We start from the raw sequence: 13915 nt of genomic DNA, 5'->3' as shown, positions 1-13915 counted from the left end.
CTCGCGCTGTCATAGAGGTTCGTGTTTATGTCAAAGGTTTCCCCCCGGCATCCGATACCCTGGTGAAATCAGCGGCACACCCGCCGCACCAGAGCTGAACTGACCGTACTCAGGGCAGGTGGAGACCACTTATGACGCTGGGCCTCCGGCTGACAACAGCTGGAATCATCGAGATGATCCCCAGCCTGCCCATCCACTCGTCAGTGCTCATTCCTCTGGTCGTCGGGCTCTTCCTGGCGGCGCTGATACTCCGGGCCCAACGGCTGCCCCGGCAGCCGGTACAGCACAATCCGGGGCTGACCTCGCGTCAGGCCCGCACCGCGCGCAGACGTGTGCTGCGCAGCCGAGCCAAGCGCGCAGCTCATGCCACTGCGGAGCGCACCGAGACCAGAGGGGCACAGATGACCGCCAGGAACACCAAGGAAAACAACGACGCCGCCGGGACCAGCACCGGTGGGTTCCGGATTTACTGGGGCCGTACCATCTTCGCCCTGGTCGGTGCCCTGGCCCTGCTGGGCGGGCTAGGCACCGCCCTGCTTGCCACTTTCACTGCCACTGTGACCTGGCTGGTTCCCGCCCTGTGCGCCGCAGCGCTCCTGGTCTGCCTGGTGAGCCTTCAGATCACTGCTGCTCTACGCCGCCGCGCTAAGCGCCGTGCCCGGGTGGAGCGTGCCATGCTGGAGGCGATGAATGCGGGCCCCGAGGTCTCTGCCCCGATAGCCCAGCGGCAGCGCAGCGCCGCCGCAGCGGCTGCTGGACTAGGCATCGTGCGCGCTGACTCCGCACAGCCCTTCGATGCGCTCAGCTCGGATGAGGCCGGACACGGCGGGCCCGATTCTCTGATCAGCCGTGATGCAGACGGGCTTCCCGACAGTGCCGAACGACTCTTCGGAGAGAAGAAGCCTCAGGCCGATCCGGTGTTCTTCGACCAGGCTGCTGCAGCCCCCGCTGCCCCGGAAGACTCCTGGGAGCTCCGTGAGGTTCCGGCTGCCAAGTACATGGTCGCCGAGAAGGCTGAGCGTCCTGAGCCGGAGGAGATTGAGCAGCCGGCCCCGACCCCGGCCAGCAGTGTGAAGCTTAAGCAACCAGCCGCAGCGGCAGTGAGTCCCGCAGAGCCCGCCAAGCAGACCGCCGTCCAGCAGCAGCTGAACCTGGACTCCGTCCTGGCCCGCCGCCGGGCCTGAGCCGCACTCCGGCAGTCTCTCTTCATGTCCTCGTCGAACGGGCCGCCCGCAGCGCCGCGGGCTGCCCCGGACCCGGGGCGCACCCAGCAGGAGATCGCCCAGCTGGACTTCCTGCAGTCCGAACTGGTGCATCCGGTCCTCACTGCGGCAGTGCTGCCGGAGGATCTGGGCACCCCGCAGGTCACCATGGAGGCTCTGCAGCACCGGCCCGGAGCCGGGGTCACCGGCATCTACCGGGTTCTGGGCCGGGAGGAGCTCTACGCCGGTGTCTCGACCGAACGCCTCGACATCCGCGCCGCCGAAGTCCGCCGGGCCAGTACTGACCATGGACAGCTGACCATCTGGGTTCACCCCCAGGACCCCGCGCTGCCGGGCCTGCCGCTGGCCACCGACCCGGCACGAGTGGCTGAGACCTGGGGCGGCGGCGCCCAGCTGACCAGCCTGGAGACCATCAGCTATCGCCCACTGCGCCGGGCCGTGATCGCCGCTGACTTCTCCGACGGGCGGAGGCTCTACCTCAAGGTGCTGCGCGCCGGGCGTGCTGTGGATCTCTATGCCCGTCATCAGATGCTGCTGGAGGCTGGGCTGCCCGCCCCAGTCGCTGTTTCTGAACCGGTCAGCGATGTAGTGGCCCTCCAGCAGGGCGCAGGCGTCTCGCTGGCCGAGCATTTCCTGGCGGATGGTGCGGCCACCGTGCGGCCGCAGGACTTTGTGGAGCTGCTTGATGCGATGCCCGCCGAAGTGATGGCCCTGCCAGTCCGGGATGCCTGGACCGACCGGCTGCCTGCCTACGCCTCCGCAGCAGTCTCCGCGCTGCCTGAGGCGGAGCGGCGGATCCGCCGTCTGGAGCAGGAGGTGCTGGCTGGACTGCCGGCTACCGACCGCGGGCCCGTGGTCCCCACCCACGGGGACTTCTACGAGGCCAACCTGCTGATGAACGGGCCCAGGATCTCTTGCCTGCTGGATGTGGACTCACTGGGCCCCGGACACCGGGTAGACGATCTGGCCTGCTTTCTGGGGCACCTGGCCGTGCTTCCCGCGGTGGACTCCCGCTATCTGCACGCGCCGGCAGCCTTCGACCGGTTCGCCCGGGTCTTCGCCGCCGGGGTGGATCCGGAGAGCCTGCGCATCCGCACCGCCTCAGTGGCGCTCTCACTGGTCTCCGGTGCACGAGACGCTCGGCGTCCAGGCTGGCAGGCCCAGGCAGACCACCGGCTGCGCTGCGCCGAGGTGCTGCTGGGGCTCACTCCGGTGGCTGGAGATCTTCCTCGTTGGCCAGCCGTGCTCTGAGCAGCTCGAGTTCGGCACCGACTTCCTCGGCGGCGTCGTACTGGGCCACATCCCGCAGCGCCTCGACTCGTCCCTCCAAGGAGGTCACCAGCAGGGCATCGGAGATCTCCCGCTCATCAGCGGCCATCCGGAACATCGCCTCAGCTTCCTGGGGCTGGTTCATCTGCAGCAGCACCGTGGCGGCGAAGATCTCCGCATCAGCGGCAGCCTCCTCATCACCGGCCTCCGAAAAACCATCAGCGGCCTCCAGGGCAGCGGCCACCGCCTGGGTACCGTGGCCCAGGGCAGTCAGTGACCGGGCTCGGGTATCGGTGATATCAGCACGCTGCCAGTCGGTGCCGTGCTCGGCCACAATCTCCATAGCTCGGTCCAGGTACTGCAGTCCCGCCTCATCCTCATGCCGGCACAGCAGATGGCCCAGCGAGTGTAGCGCCTGCAGCAGCATCAGCGGATCGGTGTCCTCCCCCTGGTCGGCCAGCTTCAGACCCTGCTCATAGTGGGTGCGTGCGGTCTCCACCCGGTCCAATGAGGCGGCCAGGGCGCCGGCGGCCAGATGGGCCCGAGCGGCCTCATCCACCTCTTGGGCGGCAATGAACTGGCTGGCAGCCTCATCCCAGTGCGCCATTGCCTCCAGCGGACGTTTTTGCTGAGTCACCGCATGCCCCAGGCCCATCAGAGCTCGGCCCCGGGTGGAATGGTCACTGTCCCCGCCGGCCAGCCGGAGGCTGAGCGCATCGAGCACCTTCTCCGCCTCCGCATGATGATCCATCTCCAGCAGCTGCTGGCCCAGGGCCAGGCTGAGCATCCGCGACTCGGCGAACTCTCCGAGCTCTGCCTGCTGGACGGCCACCCGCCAGGCCAGCACGGCAGTCTCATCCTGGTCGGTGCCGGAGGTGATCCCGGCCAGCAGAGCGGCGGCCGAAGCTGCACCCTTGCGCACCCCGCAGGCCGCGTAGAGCTCCACGGCGGTAATCGCATTCGCGGCAGCCTCAGCCGGGCGCTCCGCCTGGTAGTGCACGGTGGCGCGCAGCATTGCCATGGCCCCGCGCACCGCCCGGTTCGCCGGGGCGGCCAGCACCTTCTCCGCAGTCTGCAGAGCGGCCTCGGCGTCCTCACAGAGCAGCTGAGCATGGGCTAAGAACATCCGTGCCCCGGCAAGGGCTTGAGCCCGGTTCAGGGTCTGCAGGATCTCGCAGGCCTCGCTCACCAGCGGCAAGGCGGCCTCAGGCCCCTCATCATGCAGGCTGCGTACAGCCAGTGAGCTGAGCACATCGGCCCGCTCCACGCTGGGGCCGCTGCCGTCATCGAGCTCCTCGGCCATTCGGCGAAGAATCTCCGCCTCCACGCGGTCGGGTTCGCGCAGCAGCATAGGTCCCAGCTGAGCCTCCACATCAGCCTGCCGGGTGCGGCCCAGGGCGCGCAGCAGCTCGATCCGATCCTGCATGAAGGGGGCTGAAAGATTGGATTCCCCGCGCATCTCATGAACCCCGGAGAGGATCCGTAGCAGCATCAGCCGATTCTCCGGATCCTGGGATCCGGGGGCTCGCAGACCGCGCTCAGCAGCCTCTGTGGCGGCCGCATAGCGCTCCCCATAGGCGGCCTCATAGGCGAGGTCCACCCAGCCGCGGGCAGTCTGCGCCTCCTCCTGGGTGCCGGCCGGGTGCTGCAGCAGGGCCTGCAGGCGTGTGCTCAGCGGGGCCGAGCCGGGAATCTCGACGGGCAGGTCAACAGATTCGCCTCTCATCTTCCCCAGGATAAACCCGGTCCGCTCCGGACGTAGAATATCCACCATGACGTTTCAGCGCAGGCCGATGCATCCGCCTGCGCATCTTCGCCCCAGCCGATGCGGAATCGCTGCAGCTCTGGCTGCCGGTCTGCTGCTGATCGGCTGCTCTGAGCCTCCGCCGCCGGCACCTGAGCCCACCGGTGAGGATTTAGAGCGCGCTTGGCGGGTGGCAGTCAGCGATGACGAGCTCGACCAGACCATCGCCCAGATCTATGCCATGGCGCTGAACTCCCATGAGGTGCCCACAGTGGTGGTGGAGTATGACGACGCCACTGCAGCCGAGCTTGCCCGCTCACTGGCAGAGCCTGCCCCAGAGCTGGAGCAGAAGCCGACCGATCAGCCCACTGGAGATCCGGACGAGGGCACCGATGAGACCATCGACGACAGGTACGAACTGGTACTGGCCCGCACCATGCCGTTGGCTGAGGAGTTTGACCCCGAGGGTTATGCGGAGCTCACCACACCAGCCGCCGACAGCGATCTGGGCCCTGCAGCCGAACCCGCTGAGCTCATCGACCTGGTCGAAGCCCAGCTGGATGAGGCCGAGCTGCTGGCACCCAGCACAGCCGTGCTGAGCAGCAGCCTGCTCATCACCTCCATTACCGCCACCAGCTATGAGGTGGACGGCACCGAGGACTCAGACCTGGAGGCTCTGGCCGAATCCTGTCGGGAGCTGACCATCGGAGTCATCGCCGAGCTGCCGGAGGCAGGTCCGCTGCTGGAGAGCACCTACGGCTGCCTGCCCGAAGAGATCCGCACTGGGGCTGAGGATGAGCTGCTCGAACTGCTGATCACCGCAGAGATCGACGCCGCCCTGCTGACCACCAGCCACCCCGGCACCCAGGAGCATGCCCTGATCCCGATTGCCGATGCACGGCGGGCCTTCCCCCAGGATCAGTACGCCCCGGTGGCAGCCTCCCGGATCGCCGAGCAGGTGCCCGATGTGGTGACTGAAATCTCTGCGGCGCTCGACGATGAAGCCCTCCTGACTCTGCGCCGGCTCATCTACGGTGAGGAGGGGCTGGGCCCGGAAGATGCAGCCATCTACTGGCTCGTCGAAGAGGGGCTGCTCGCAGAACCCGAAGACTGGGGCTGAGGGCGCCCGGCGCTCGTTCCGGTGCTCCCTGAGGTGGCGCACTCAGATGCTCCGCAGCTGTGCGGGTCCCAGACGCCAAGGCCCTAGACTCCCGGTCTGCTTCCCTCAATGCCTGACATGGCCCGCACAAACACGAGGCGTTTGCACGGGACCCAGATGTCAGGCGTCCGCCCCTTGCCCAGCACTCCGCAGGAAACCGCCTAGAAGAGACCTTGCGAAATTCGCGGATTGTTGACAATGTGAGGCAGAATCTCATCATGGAGGAATTCGAGGACTTCACCCAGGCGCATAAACTGCGCAATGTCCGCTACGACGTGCGCGGACCGATCGCTGAGGAGGCTGCCCGGCTGGAGCGGGCCGGGCACCGGATCACCAAGCTGAACATCGGCAATATGGCGCCCTTCGGATTCGAGGCCCCCGACGCGATCATGATGGATATGATCAAGCACCTGCCCACCGCCCAGGGCTACTCCGACTCCGCCGGCATCTACTCCGCGCGCACCGCAGTGGCCCAGTACTACCAGACCAAAGGTATGAAGGAGGCCCAGGTCGAGGATGTCTACCTGGGCAACGGGGTCTCCGAACTGATCACCATCACCCTGCAGGCCCTGATCAACCCCGGCGACGAGATCCTCATCCCCGCTCCCGACTATCCCCTGTGGACCGGACTGACCGCTCTCTACCAGGGCATTCCCGTCCACTACATCTGTGATGAGTCCAATAAATGGTGGCCGGATCCGGAGGAGATCGAGTCCCGGGTCACCGAACGCACCAAAGCCCTGGTGATCATCAACCCCAACAACCCCACCGGGGCGGTCTACCCCCGGGAGATCCTCGAAGCCATCGTGGAGATCTGCCGGCGGCACAACCTCATGCTGCTGGCAGATGAGATCTACGAGAAGATCATTTATGACGAGGCAGAGATGATCAATGCCTGCACTCTCTCCGACGATGTGTTCACCATCACCTACTCCGGACTCTCCAAAACTTGGCGAGTGGCCGGATACCGCTCCGGCTGGATGTACATCTCCGGGCCCAAGCACCGAGCCAAAAACTACCTGGAGGGCCTGCAGCTGATGTCCAATCTGCGCATGTGCCCCAATGTGCCCGGGCAGCACGCCGTGCAGACCGCCCTGGGCGGCTACCAGTCCATCGAAGAGTTCATCAACCCCGGCGGCCGGCTCTACGAGCAGCGCAACGCCGCCTATAAGCTGCTCTCCGAGATTGAAGGGGTGGAGGTGGCCCAGATGGACGGTGCGATGTACCTCTTCCCCCGCCTGGACCCAGCCATCTACCCCATTGAGAACGATGAGGCCTTCGTCATCGAACTGCTTCGCCAGCAGAAGATCCTGGTTTCTCACGGCCGGGCCTTCAACTGGATCGACGACCAGCACTTCCGTCTGGTCACCCTGCCTGCGGTGGAGGAGCTCGAAGAGGCCGTCAACGGCATCGCCGCCTTCCTCCAGGAATACCGCGATGCGTTTGCCAAACCTGCACTGACAACCCGCTGAGATAGTGCATCATGTAGGGATGCAGCAATTCGTCGAGGAATTTCTCCAGTCGCCCAAACTCGCTGATGTCCGTTATGACGTGCGGGGACCAATTGCCCAGGAGGCGGCGCGGCTGGAGCGAGCAGGGCATCGGATCACTCGGCTGAATATCGGCAATCCGGCACCGTTCGGCTTCGAGGCTCCGGAACAGATTCTCCAGCATATGATCAAGACCCTGCCCACTGCCCAGGGCTACTCAGATTCCAAAGGGATCTACTCGGCCCGGTTGGCAGTGGCCCAGTACTACCAAGCCAGGGGGCTCAGGGATGCAGCACCTGAGGATGTCTGGTTGGGCAATGGGGTCTCTGAGCTGATCTCGATGGTGCTCACCGCGCTGATCGCCCCCGGGGATGAGATCCTGATCCCTGCTCCGGACTATCCGCTGTGGACTGGGGCCACCAAGCTGGCTGGGGGAGCCCCGGTGCACTATGTGTGTGACGAGACTAACCGCTGGTGGCCGGATACTGAAGAGATCGAGGCGAAGGTCACCGAACGGACTAAGGCGCTGGTGCTGATCAACCCGAATAACCCCACCGGGGCGGTCTACCCCAGGCAGATCATCGAGCAGATGGCTGCGATCTGCCGTCGGCATAATCTGATGCTGCTGGCAGATGAGATCTACGAGAACATCGTCTTCGACGGGGTTGAGATGGTCAATGCGGCCACAGTGGCTGATGATGTGCTCACCGTGACCTTCTCCGGGCTCTCGAAGACATGGCGGGTAGCTGGGTTCCGCTCCGGATGGATCTATGTCTCCGGTCCCAAGCACCGGGCCAAGAACTACTTGGAGGGCCTGAATCTGCTGATGAACATGCGCATGTGTGCCAATGTTCCAGCTCAGCACGCTATCCAGGCCGCCCTGGGCGGGTATCAGTCCATCGAGGAGCTGATCCTGCCCGGCGGAAGGCTCTATGAGCAGTCACGGACTGCCCACCGGCTGCTTTCTGAGATCGAGGGGGTCACTGTGGAGAAGGCCGATGGCGCTCTCTACCTGTTCCCACGCTTGGATCCGGAGATCTATCCGATTGCCGACGATGAGGCGTTCGTGATTGAGCTGCTGCGGCAGAAGCAGATCCTGCTCTCCCACGGGCGGGCCTTCAACTGGGACGATACCCAGCACCTGCGCCTGGTCTCCCTGCCCAGCGTGGCAGACTTAGAGACCGCTATCGGTGAGATCGCCGATTTCCTCGCAGAGTATCGGCACGCCGTAGCCTAATCCTGTCCCTCCAAGCTGCTGCGGACCTCATCCAGCTTGGCGCTCGCACCGTCCAACCAGCGCTCGCAGCGATCGGCCAATGCCTCACCGCGCTGCCACAGTGCCAGCGACTCCTCCAATGGGGCGCCGCCGGCCTCCAGTTTTGTCACTACCGCCACCAACTCATCACGGGCCTGCTCATAGCTGAGCTGCTCGATATCGTCAGTCCGGGCCTCTGAGAAATCATTCACTGTGGGCTCGTTCATCGTTCTCCTTCACATCAGTCACTTCGGCAGAAAACTCTCCTTGGGCCACCATCACCTGCACCGCCGCTCCCGGGGCGAGCTGTGCGGCGTCGCGCACGATGGAACGCTGGTGCTGAACCACTGCATACCCGCGGTCCAGGGTGGATTGCGGGGAGAGCCCGGTCACCCGGGCGCGAGTGGCGTCCACCCAGTCGAGAGCCCGGTCCACCGCGGTTTGGGCGGAGACCAGGGCACGACGCCGCAGCCCCGCCAGATCCTCGGCGCGCACCTGGATCATTGCCTCGGGCTGGGCCAGCACCGGCCGGGAGCGCACGGACTCCAACCATTCAGCCTCCCGGGCCAGCATCCGCTCCACCCCCTGGGCCAGCCGGCTGCGTGCCTGGTCAATATTGGCCCGTTCATCGGCCTCATCAGGCACCAGCAGCTTCGCTGAGCCGGTGGGGGTAGAGGCTCGCACATCAGCCACTTCATCCAATAGCGGGCGATCGGCCTCATGCCCGATCGCTGAGACCACCGGAGTGTTCGCCGCGGCCACCGCACGCACCAGCCGCTCGTCGGAGAACGGCAGCACCACCTCTTCCAGGGCGCCGCCGCCGCGGGCAATGACGATCACATCGACTTCAGGTTCTTCGTCCAGCTGCTCCAGGGCTGCGGCCACCTCAATCGGCGCCATCGGCCCCTGAGTGGCTACCTCCTTGATCTCGAACTGTGCGGCCGCCCAGCGGGCTGTGACATTGCGCAGAATGTCTTTCTTGGCATCGGAGTCCCGGCCGGTGATGATCCCGATTCTGGTGGGCAGCAGCGGCAGCGGCTTCTTCCGGGCGGCGTCGAACAGACCCTCGGCGGCTAGTTGCTGCTTCATCCGTTCAATCCGTGCCAGCAGGTCACCCAGCCCCACCGGTTCCATCTGGTGAGTCACCAGGGAGAGCCGCCCGGACTTCTCCCACAGCGAAGGCTTCACCAGGGCCACCACCCGGGTGCCCGGCTCCAGACCCTTGGCAGCCAGTCCGCCGGCCACATTGCGCCAGGCCACTGCCTGGAAGCTGATCTCCTGTTCAAGGTCTCGCAGGGTCATCCACGCTGTGCCGTTGCGCAGGTTGAACTCCACCAGCTGACCCTCCACCCAGGTGGGGGTGACCCGGTCGATATGAGCGCGCAGCTTCCCGGAGAAGTGGCTCAGCGGCCAGGGAGTCTCCTCACTGGTGTCCTGAGAACTGGCAGGCAGGGCAGCCAGCACGGGTCGGTCTTTGGCACTCGGCTCCTGGTAGTTCATACTCCTAACTAGAGTAGTCCCTTCCCCCGACACGGCCATCCTCGGCCGCAAGGAGTCATCCCAGATGCGCAACCTGCTCAGCGTGCTCTGCCTGCTGCTAGCCGGTCTGCTGTCCTTCGGCGGCCTGGCCGGCTACCAGCTCAACCAGCTGCTGCGCAGCGAGGAGCCGGTCCGCGAGATCGCCGGTACTCTGCCCCAGCAGCCGGAATTCTCTCAGGCGGTCACCGAGATGCTCATTGAGGACCTCGCCAACCGGCTGCCCGAGGAGCTGCAGTGGGCCGTGCCCGGCGGGATCGACCAGATGCTCAACCCGATCCTCGCCCAAGCCTTCAACAATGAGCGCACCCTGGCCGCCTGGGACGATGTGCTGCAGCAGACCCGGTCGGGGTACACCGCACAGCTGGAGGAGATCTTCGCCGCAGGCAGCAGCGGGGACACCAGCGAACTCGATATCGAGCTGGAGCTGACCCCCATCGCTGAGGCAATGACCGCACCGCTGCGCGAAGGACTGGCTGATATCGCCGGATGGGTGCCGGGGATCAACCTGGAGACTTTCGACTTCATCGCTCCGGAGATCGAGATCGATATCCAAGCAGCTGCTGACTCAGAGGCGGACCCCTATACCTGGGCCAGCATCGCCGCGTTCAGCCGCTGGTGGCTGTTCTACGGCATCGGGGCTGCCGTGCTGGCGGTGGCAGGCCTGCTCATCGGCACCGGTCGGACCCGCTGGTACGCGCTGGCCGGGGCGGCGGTGCTGGCCGCAGGGCTGGGCCTATGGATCGTCACCGGCATCGCCTCACCTGATCTGCAGCACCCGCCCGGAGTGCCCGAGGCCGGCGCGGTGATTCTGGACCACGTGCAGACCCGGTTCACCAGCTGGGCCCAGCCGCCCTGGTGGGTGTTCAGCGGAATCGCCGGCGGCGTGGTGCTCATCGGGATGGCCGGAGCGCTGCTCACCCCGTCCCGCCGCCGTTAAGCTCACGCCGGTACACTCGGTGCTATGACGATCACGACGCCGGAAGCCCCGACGACGCGCCGCAAGCACATCTCGATGCCCACCCCGCAGGTGCCCCGTAAGCGGCGCAGTCCGGAGGAGATTGCCGCAGCGCAGAGCTTCACCGGTGAGAAGCGTGTGCTGCTGGCTGCCCCCCGTGGTTACTGCGCGGGGGTGGACCGCGCGGTGGTGGCTGTGGAGAAGGCCCTGGAGCAGTACGGACCACCGGTCTATGTGCGTAAGGAGATCGTGCATAACCGGCATGTGGTGGACACTCTGACCGAGAAGGGCGTGATTTTTGTTGAGGACACCGAGGAGGTTCCTGAAGGCGAGCTGATCGTCTTCTCCGCCCACGGGGTATCCCCGGCGGTGAAGACTGAAGCGGCCGAGCGGAAGCTGCAGACTATCGATGCCACCTGCCCCTTGGTGACCAAGGTGCACCGGGAGGCAGTGCGCTTCACCACCAAGGATGACTTCCACATCCTGCTGATCGGTCACGACGGGCACGAGGAGGTTGAAGGAACCTATGGGCACGCCCCGGAGAGCACCACGATTGTCAACGGTCCGTGGGAGGTCGACCAGATCGACGTTCCTGATCCGGACCGGCTCATCTGGCTCTCGCAGACCACACTTTCGGTGGACGAGACGATGGAGACGGTTCAGAAGCTCCGGGAACGGTTCCCGAACCTCCAGGATCCTCCTTCGGATGACATCTGCTATGCGACCTCCAACCGTCAGGCGGCGATCAAGAAGATCGCCCCGGAGTCGGATCTGGTGATCGTGGTCGGTTCAGCCAACTCCTCCAATTCCGTGCGGCTCAAAGAGGTGGCCAAGGAGTACGGCGCCAAGCGCGCCGAGCGGGTGGACTTCGCCAACCAGGTGGACGAGTCCTGGTTCGCCGAGGCCCAGACTGTGGGTGTGACCTCCGGCGCCTCAGTGCCCGAGGTGCTGGTCCAGGATGTGCTGCGGCTGCTGGCCGAGTACGGCTACGGAGATCCGGAGGAGATCGTCACCGCGGAGGAGGACATCGTCTTCTCGCTGCCCAAAGAAATCCGCAAGGCGCTGCAGGAGGCCGGCCACAGTGACGTCGGCCGAGGCGGTCGCAAGCGCTCCGCCTGCTCCACCCGCTGAGCCTCCGCCCCTCCCATCCACGCAAAATCAGGCACTTATCGGATTGTCATGGTCTCATGAGAGGCAGATCTTCCAACAAGTGCCTGACAAACCGTTGACGGACGCCAACCCGTGCGGGAAGGGCACCGGCTGAGGGCCAGAGGTTTACGATGATCGGGTGGACATTGCCGGCACTCTGAGCATCATCGCAGCAGCGGTGCTCATCGGCACTATCCTGCAGCGGCTCTCCGGCACTGGTGTCGGCCTGGTGGTGGCCCCCGTGCTGTCCCTGCTGCTCGGCCCGGCCTTCGGAGTGCTGGTCACCAACATGACCACGGTGGTTTCAGGGTGCCTGATCATGCTCAGCGTCTGGAGCGCGATCAACTGGCGGAAGTTCTGGCTGATCATCCCGGCCGCAGTGATCGGCGCCTGGCCGGGCGCCTGGCTGGTGGGGATACTCTCGGCTGGTTGGCTCTCGATCATCCTGGGCTCGATCGTGGTGGCCGCTCTGCTGGTCACCGTCACGCTGCGCCGCCTGCCCGAATGGACTTCCCGGCTGCCGGCGGTGCTGGCCGGGCTGATCGGCGGATTCTTCAACACCACCTCCGGGGTGGCCGCCCCGGTGATGGTCATCTACTCCAGGCTCTCCCGTTGGGAGCAGCGCTCCTTCGCCGCCACCCTGCAGCCGATCTTCATGACGATGGGAGCAGCCTCGGTGGTGTCCAAGCTGGCGCTGGGCTCGGTGAGTACCGACGGGGGAGTGGGTGTGCCCTTCGGCTGGCTGTTCGCCGGAATCGTGCTCACCGTGCTCCTGGGCATCCTCATCGCAGCTCCGCTGGCCAAAGTGGTCTCGGTCCCTGCGGCCCGGACCCTGGCGATGACTCTGGCCGGACTCGGCGGGGCTGGTGCGATAGTGCGAGGCATCATCGATGTCATCTGAGCGTCTTCAACCTGGCTCCCCGCCCTATCGGCGGCTGCTGGCGGCCTTGTTCTTCATCGGAGTCGCCACCTTCGCCCAGCTCTACTCCCCGCAGGGGCTGCTGCCGCTGATCGCGGTGGATTTGGGGGTTACACCCGATGAGTCTGCGCTGATGATCTCCGCTGCCACCCTCGGCCTGGCCTTGGGCGTGATCCCGTGGTCATACATCGGGGATGCTGCCGGACGCAAGCAGGCGATGCTGGCCGCGATCAGCCTTGCCTGTGTCTTCGCGGTGCTCACCGTGGCGATGCCCACCTTCTGGCTGGCTCTGACGATGCGCCTTTTCGAAGGATTCATGCTCGGTGGTGTACCCGCCCTGGCGGTGGCCTATTTGAATGAGGAGGTCAGCGCCAAGGTGGCCGCAGTCGCTGCGGGCACCTACATCGCCGGCACCACCATCGGTGGGCTGTCCGGGCGAATCATCGCAGCACCCATCGGCGAGCAACTGGGCTGGAAGACCGGGATGCTGGTGGTGACCGGCATCGCGGTGCTCTGCGTGCTGGCCTTCCTGAAGCTGGCCCCGCGGGCACAGCACTTCACCCCTGGCCGGAGTCGGTTCGGCGAAGCCGTGGGTCAGCTGCTGGGCAACCTGCGCTCAGCCGCCCTGTGGGTCATTTACCTGCAGGGCTTCCTGACTATGGGCGGGTTCGTTGCCATGTACAACTACCTGGCCTTCTACCTGGCTGAACCGCCCTTCGGACTGCCCCTGTGGCTGACCAGTCTGATCTTCCTGGCCTATCTGGCCGGGACCTTCTCCTCCCCGCGGGCTGGGGCGCTGGCCACCCGGTATGGCCGCAAGACGGTGCTGATCGGGGGCAATCTGGTGATGATCAGCGGCGTGGTGCTGACGTTGGTGCCGAATCTGTGGGTGATCGTCACCGGTGTGGTGGTGCTGACTGCCGGGTTCTTTGCGGCCCATGCCATCGCCTCCGGCTGGGCAGGGGCCTCCGCTGTGGCCGGGCGCTCGCAGTCGGCCTCGCTGTACAACCTGGGCTACTACGGCGGCTCTTCGGTCTTCGGCTACCTGGGGGGAACGTTCCTGTACTGGGCGGGCTGGCCGGGCACAGTGGGTATGGTTGCAGCATTGGCGGTGGCGGCCACCCTGCTGGTGGTGATGGTACTGCCGCGTAACTGAATCCGGCGGCTGAACTGCAGTAACACTAGAACCCTCCAGGAAACTCTCAGGGTTCAG

Annotated in this window: 12 protein-coding genes; 9 read left to right on the top strand and 3 right to left on the bottom strand. The window is 65.5% G+C overall.

The genetic code is table 11. From position 1 onward, the window contains the following. The first annotated feature begins 131 nt into the window (after positions 1-131). Both F0311_RS01985 and F0311_RS01980 read left to right on the top strand, forming a co-directional pair. Positions 132-1184 (top strand): hypothetical protein, encoded by a 1053-nt coding sequence (locus F0311_RS01985; RefSeq protein WP_150460286.1) that lies wholly within the window; start codon positions 132-134, stop codon positions 1182-1184. 24 nt (positions 1185-1208) lie between these two features. Further along, positions 1209-2474, top strand: coding sequence for a protein kinase family protein (locus F0311_RS01980; protein WP_150460285.1), 1266 nt, complete (start codon positions 1209-1211; stop codon positions 2472-2474). Here F0311_RS01980 and F0311_RS01975 read toward each other — a convergent pair. Beyond that, on the bottom strand, positions 2428-4218 hold the full coding sequence (locus F0311_RS01975) for a tetratricopeptide repeat protein (protein ID WP_150460284.1): 1791 nt from the start codon (positions 4216-4218) through the stop codon (positions 2428-2430). The two genes, F0311_RS01980 and F0311_RS01975, sit on opposite strands and share 47 nt — an antisense overlap. Positions 4219-4264: 46 nt before the next feature. On the opposite strand from F0311_RS01975, the gene F0311_RS01970 reads away from it, so the two are divergent. The 3 genes from F0311_RS01970 (at position 4265) to F0311_RS01960 (ending at position 8122) form a co-directional block, all read left to right on the top strand. Beyond that, entirely contained in the window at positions 4265-5356 is a 1092-nt protein-coding gene (locus F0311_RS01970; RefSeq protein ID WP_150460283.1) for a glycine betaine ABC transporter substrate-binding protein, read from the top strand. 257 nt (positions 5357-5613) lie between these two features. Then, positions 5614-6867: a pyridoxal phosphate-dependent aminotransferase gene (locus F0311_RS01965; RefSeq protein ID WP_150460282.1), complete on the top strand. Its 1254-nt coding sequence runs from the start codon at positions 5614-5616 to the stop codon at positions 6865-6867. A 19-nt stretch (positions 6868-6886) separates the two neighbouring features. Beyond that, positions 6887-8122, top strand: coding sequence for a pyridoxal phosphate-dependent aminotransferase (locus F0311_RS01960; protein WP_150460281.1), 1236 nt, complete (start codon positions 6887-6889; stop codon positions 8120-8122). Here the strand turns inward: F0311_RS01960 and F0311_RS01955 are convergent. Further along, a complete protein-coding gene (locus tag F0311_RS01955; protein WP_150460280.1) occupies positions 8119-8367 on the bottom strand; it encodes an exodeoxyribonuclease VII small subunit in 249 nt (82 codons plus the stop codon). The genes F0311_RS01960 and F0311_RS01955 overlap by 4 nt on opposite strands. Then, complete coding sequence (xseA, locus tag F0311_RS01950) at positions 8345-9640, bottom strand: exodeoxyribonuclease VII large subunit (protein WP_150460279.1); 1296 nt, start codon at positions 9638-9640, stop codon at positions 8345-8347. The genes F0311_RS01955 and xseA overlap by 23 nt, the downstream gene beginning before the upstream one ends. 64 nt (positions 9641-9704) lie before the next feature. Here xseA and F0311_RS01945 point away from each other — a divergent pair, with 64 nt between their 5' ends. From F0311_RS01945 to F0311_RS01930, 4 genes are all read left to right on the top strand, one after another. Next, the gene (locus F0311_RS01945) at positions 9705-10616 is read left to right on the top strand and encodes a hypothetical protein (protein ID WP_150460278.1); all 912 of its coding nucleotides are present in this window, start codon (positions 9705-9707) and stop codon (positions 10614-10616) included. Between the two features lie 24 nt (positions 10617-10640). After that, positions 10641-11765 carry a 4-hydroxy-3-methylbut-2-enyl diphosphate reductase gene (locus F0311_RS01940; protein ID WP_191089683.1) on the top strand — a complete coding sequence of 375 codons (1125 nt, stop codon included), beginning with the start codon at positions 10641-10643 and terminating at the stop codon, positions 11763-11765. Between the two features lie 157 nt (positions 11766-11922). Then, positions 11923-12684: a sulfite exporter TauE/SafE family protein gene (locus F0311_RS01935; RefSeq protein WP_223881069.1), complete on the top strand. Its 762-nt coding sequence runs from the start codon at positions 11923-11925 to the stop codon at positions 12682-12684. Further along, positions 12674-13858 (top strand): MFS transporter, encoded by a 1185-nt coding sequence (locus F0311_RS01930; protein WP_150460277.1) that lies wholly within the window; start codon positions 12674-12676, stop codon positions 13856-13858. The genes F0311_RS01935 and F0311_RS01930 overlap by 11 nt, the downstream gene beginning before the upstream one ends. Positions 13859-13915: the final 57 nt, after the last annotated feature.

Origin of the sequence: Nesterenkonia ebinurensis (genome assembly GCF_008711175.1) — a bacterium.
Lineage (GTDB): Bacteria > Actinomycetota > Actinomycetes > Actinomycetales > Micrococcaceae > Nesterenkonia > Nesterenkonia ebinurensis.
Note: the sequence above shows the minus strand (reverse complement) of the source record. Positions and strands in the feature narration are given on the sequence as shown.

Coding starts and splice junctions, on each gene's coding strand:
- F0311_RS01930 (WP_150460277.1), top strand. CDS start 12,674: ATGTCATCTGAGCGTCTTCAACCTGGCTCCCCGCCCTATCGGCGGCTG.
- F0311_RS01945 (WP_150460278.1), top strand. CDS start 9,705: ATGCGCAACCTGCTCAGCGTGCTCTGCCTGCTGCTAGCCGGTCTGCTG.
- F0311_RS01980 (WP_150460285.1), top strand. CDS start 1,209: ATGTCCTCGTCGAACGGGCCGCCCGCAGCGCCGCGGGCTGCCCCGGAC.
- xseA (WP_150460279.1), bottom strand. CDS start 9,640: ATGAACTACCAGGAGCCGAGTGCCAAAGACCGACCCGTGCTGGCTGCC.
- F0311_RS01940 (WP_191089683.1), top strand. CDS start 10,641: ATGACGATCACGACGCCGGAAGCCCCGACGACGCGCCGCAAGCACATC.
- F0311_RS01965 (WP_150460282.1), top strand. CDS start 5,614: ATGGAGGAATTCGAGGACTTCACCCAGGCGCATAAACTGCGCAATGTC.
- F0311_RS01960 (WP_150460281.1), top strand. CDS start 6,887: ATGCAGCAATTCGTCGAGGAATTTCTCCAGTCGCCCAAACTCGCTGAT.
- F0311_RS01975 (WP_150460284.1), bottom strand. CDS start 4,218: ATGAGAGGCGAATCTGTTGACCTGCCCGTCGAGATTCCCGGCTCGGCC.
- F0311_RS01970 (WP_150460283.1), top strand. CDS start 4,265: ATGACGTTTCAGCGCAGGCCGATGCATCCGCCTGCGCATCTTCGCCCC.
- F0311_RS01955 (WP_150460280.1), bottom strand. CDS start 8,367: ATGAACGAGCCCACAGTGAATGATTTCTCAGAGGCCCGGACTGACGAT.
- F0311_RS01985 (WP_150460286.1), top strand. CDS start 132: ATGACGCTGGGCCTCCGGCTGACAACAGCTGGAATCATCGAGATGATC.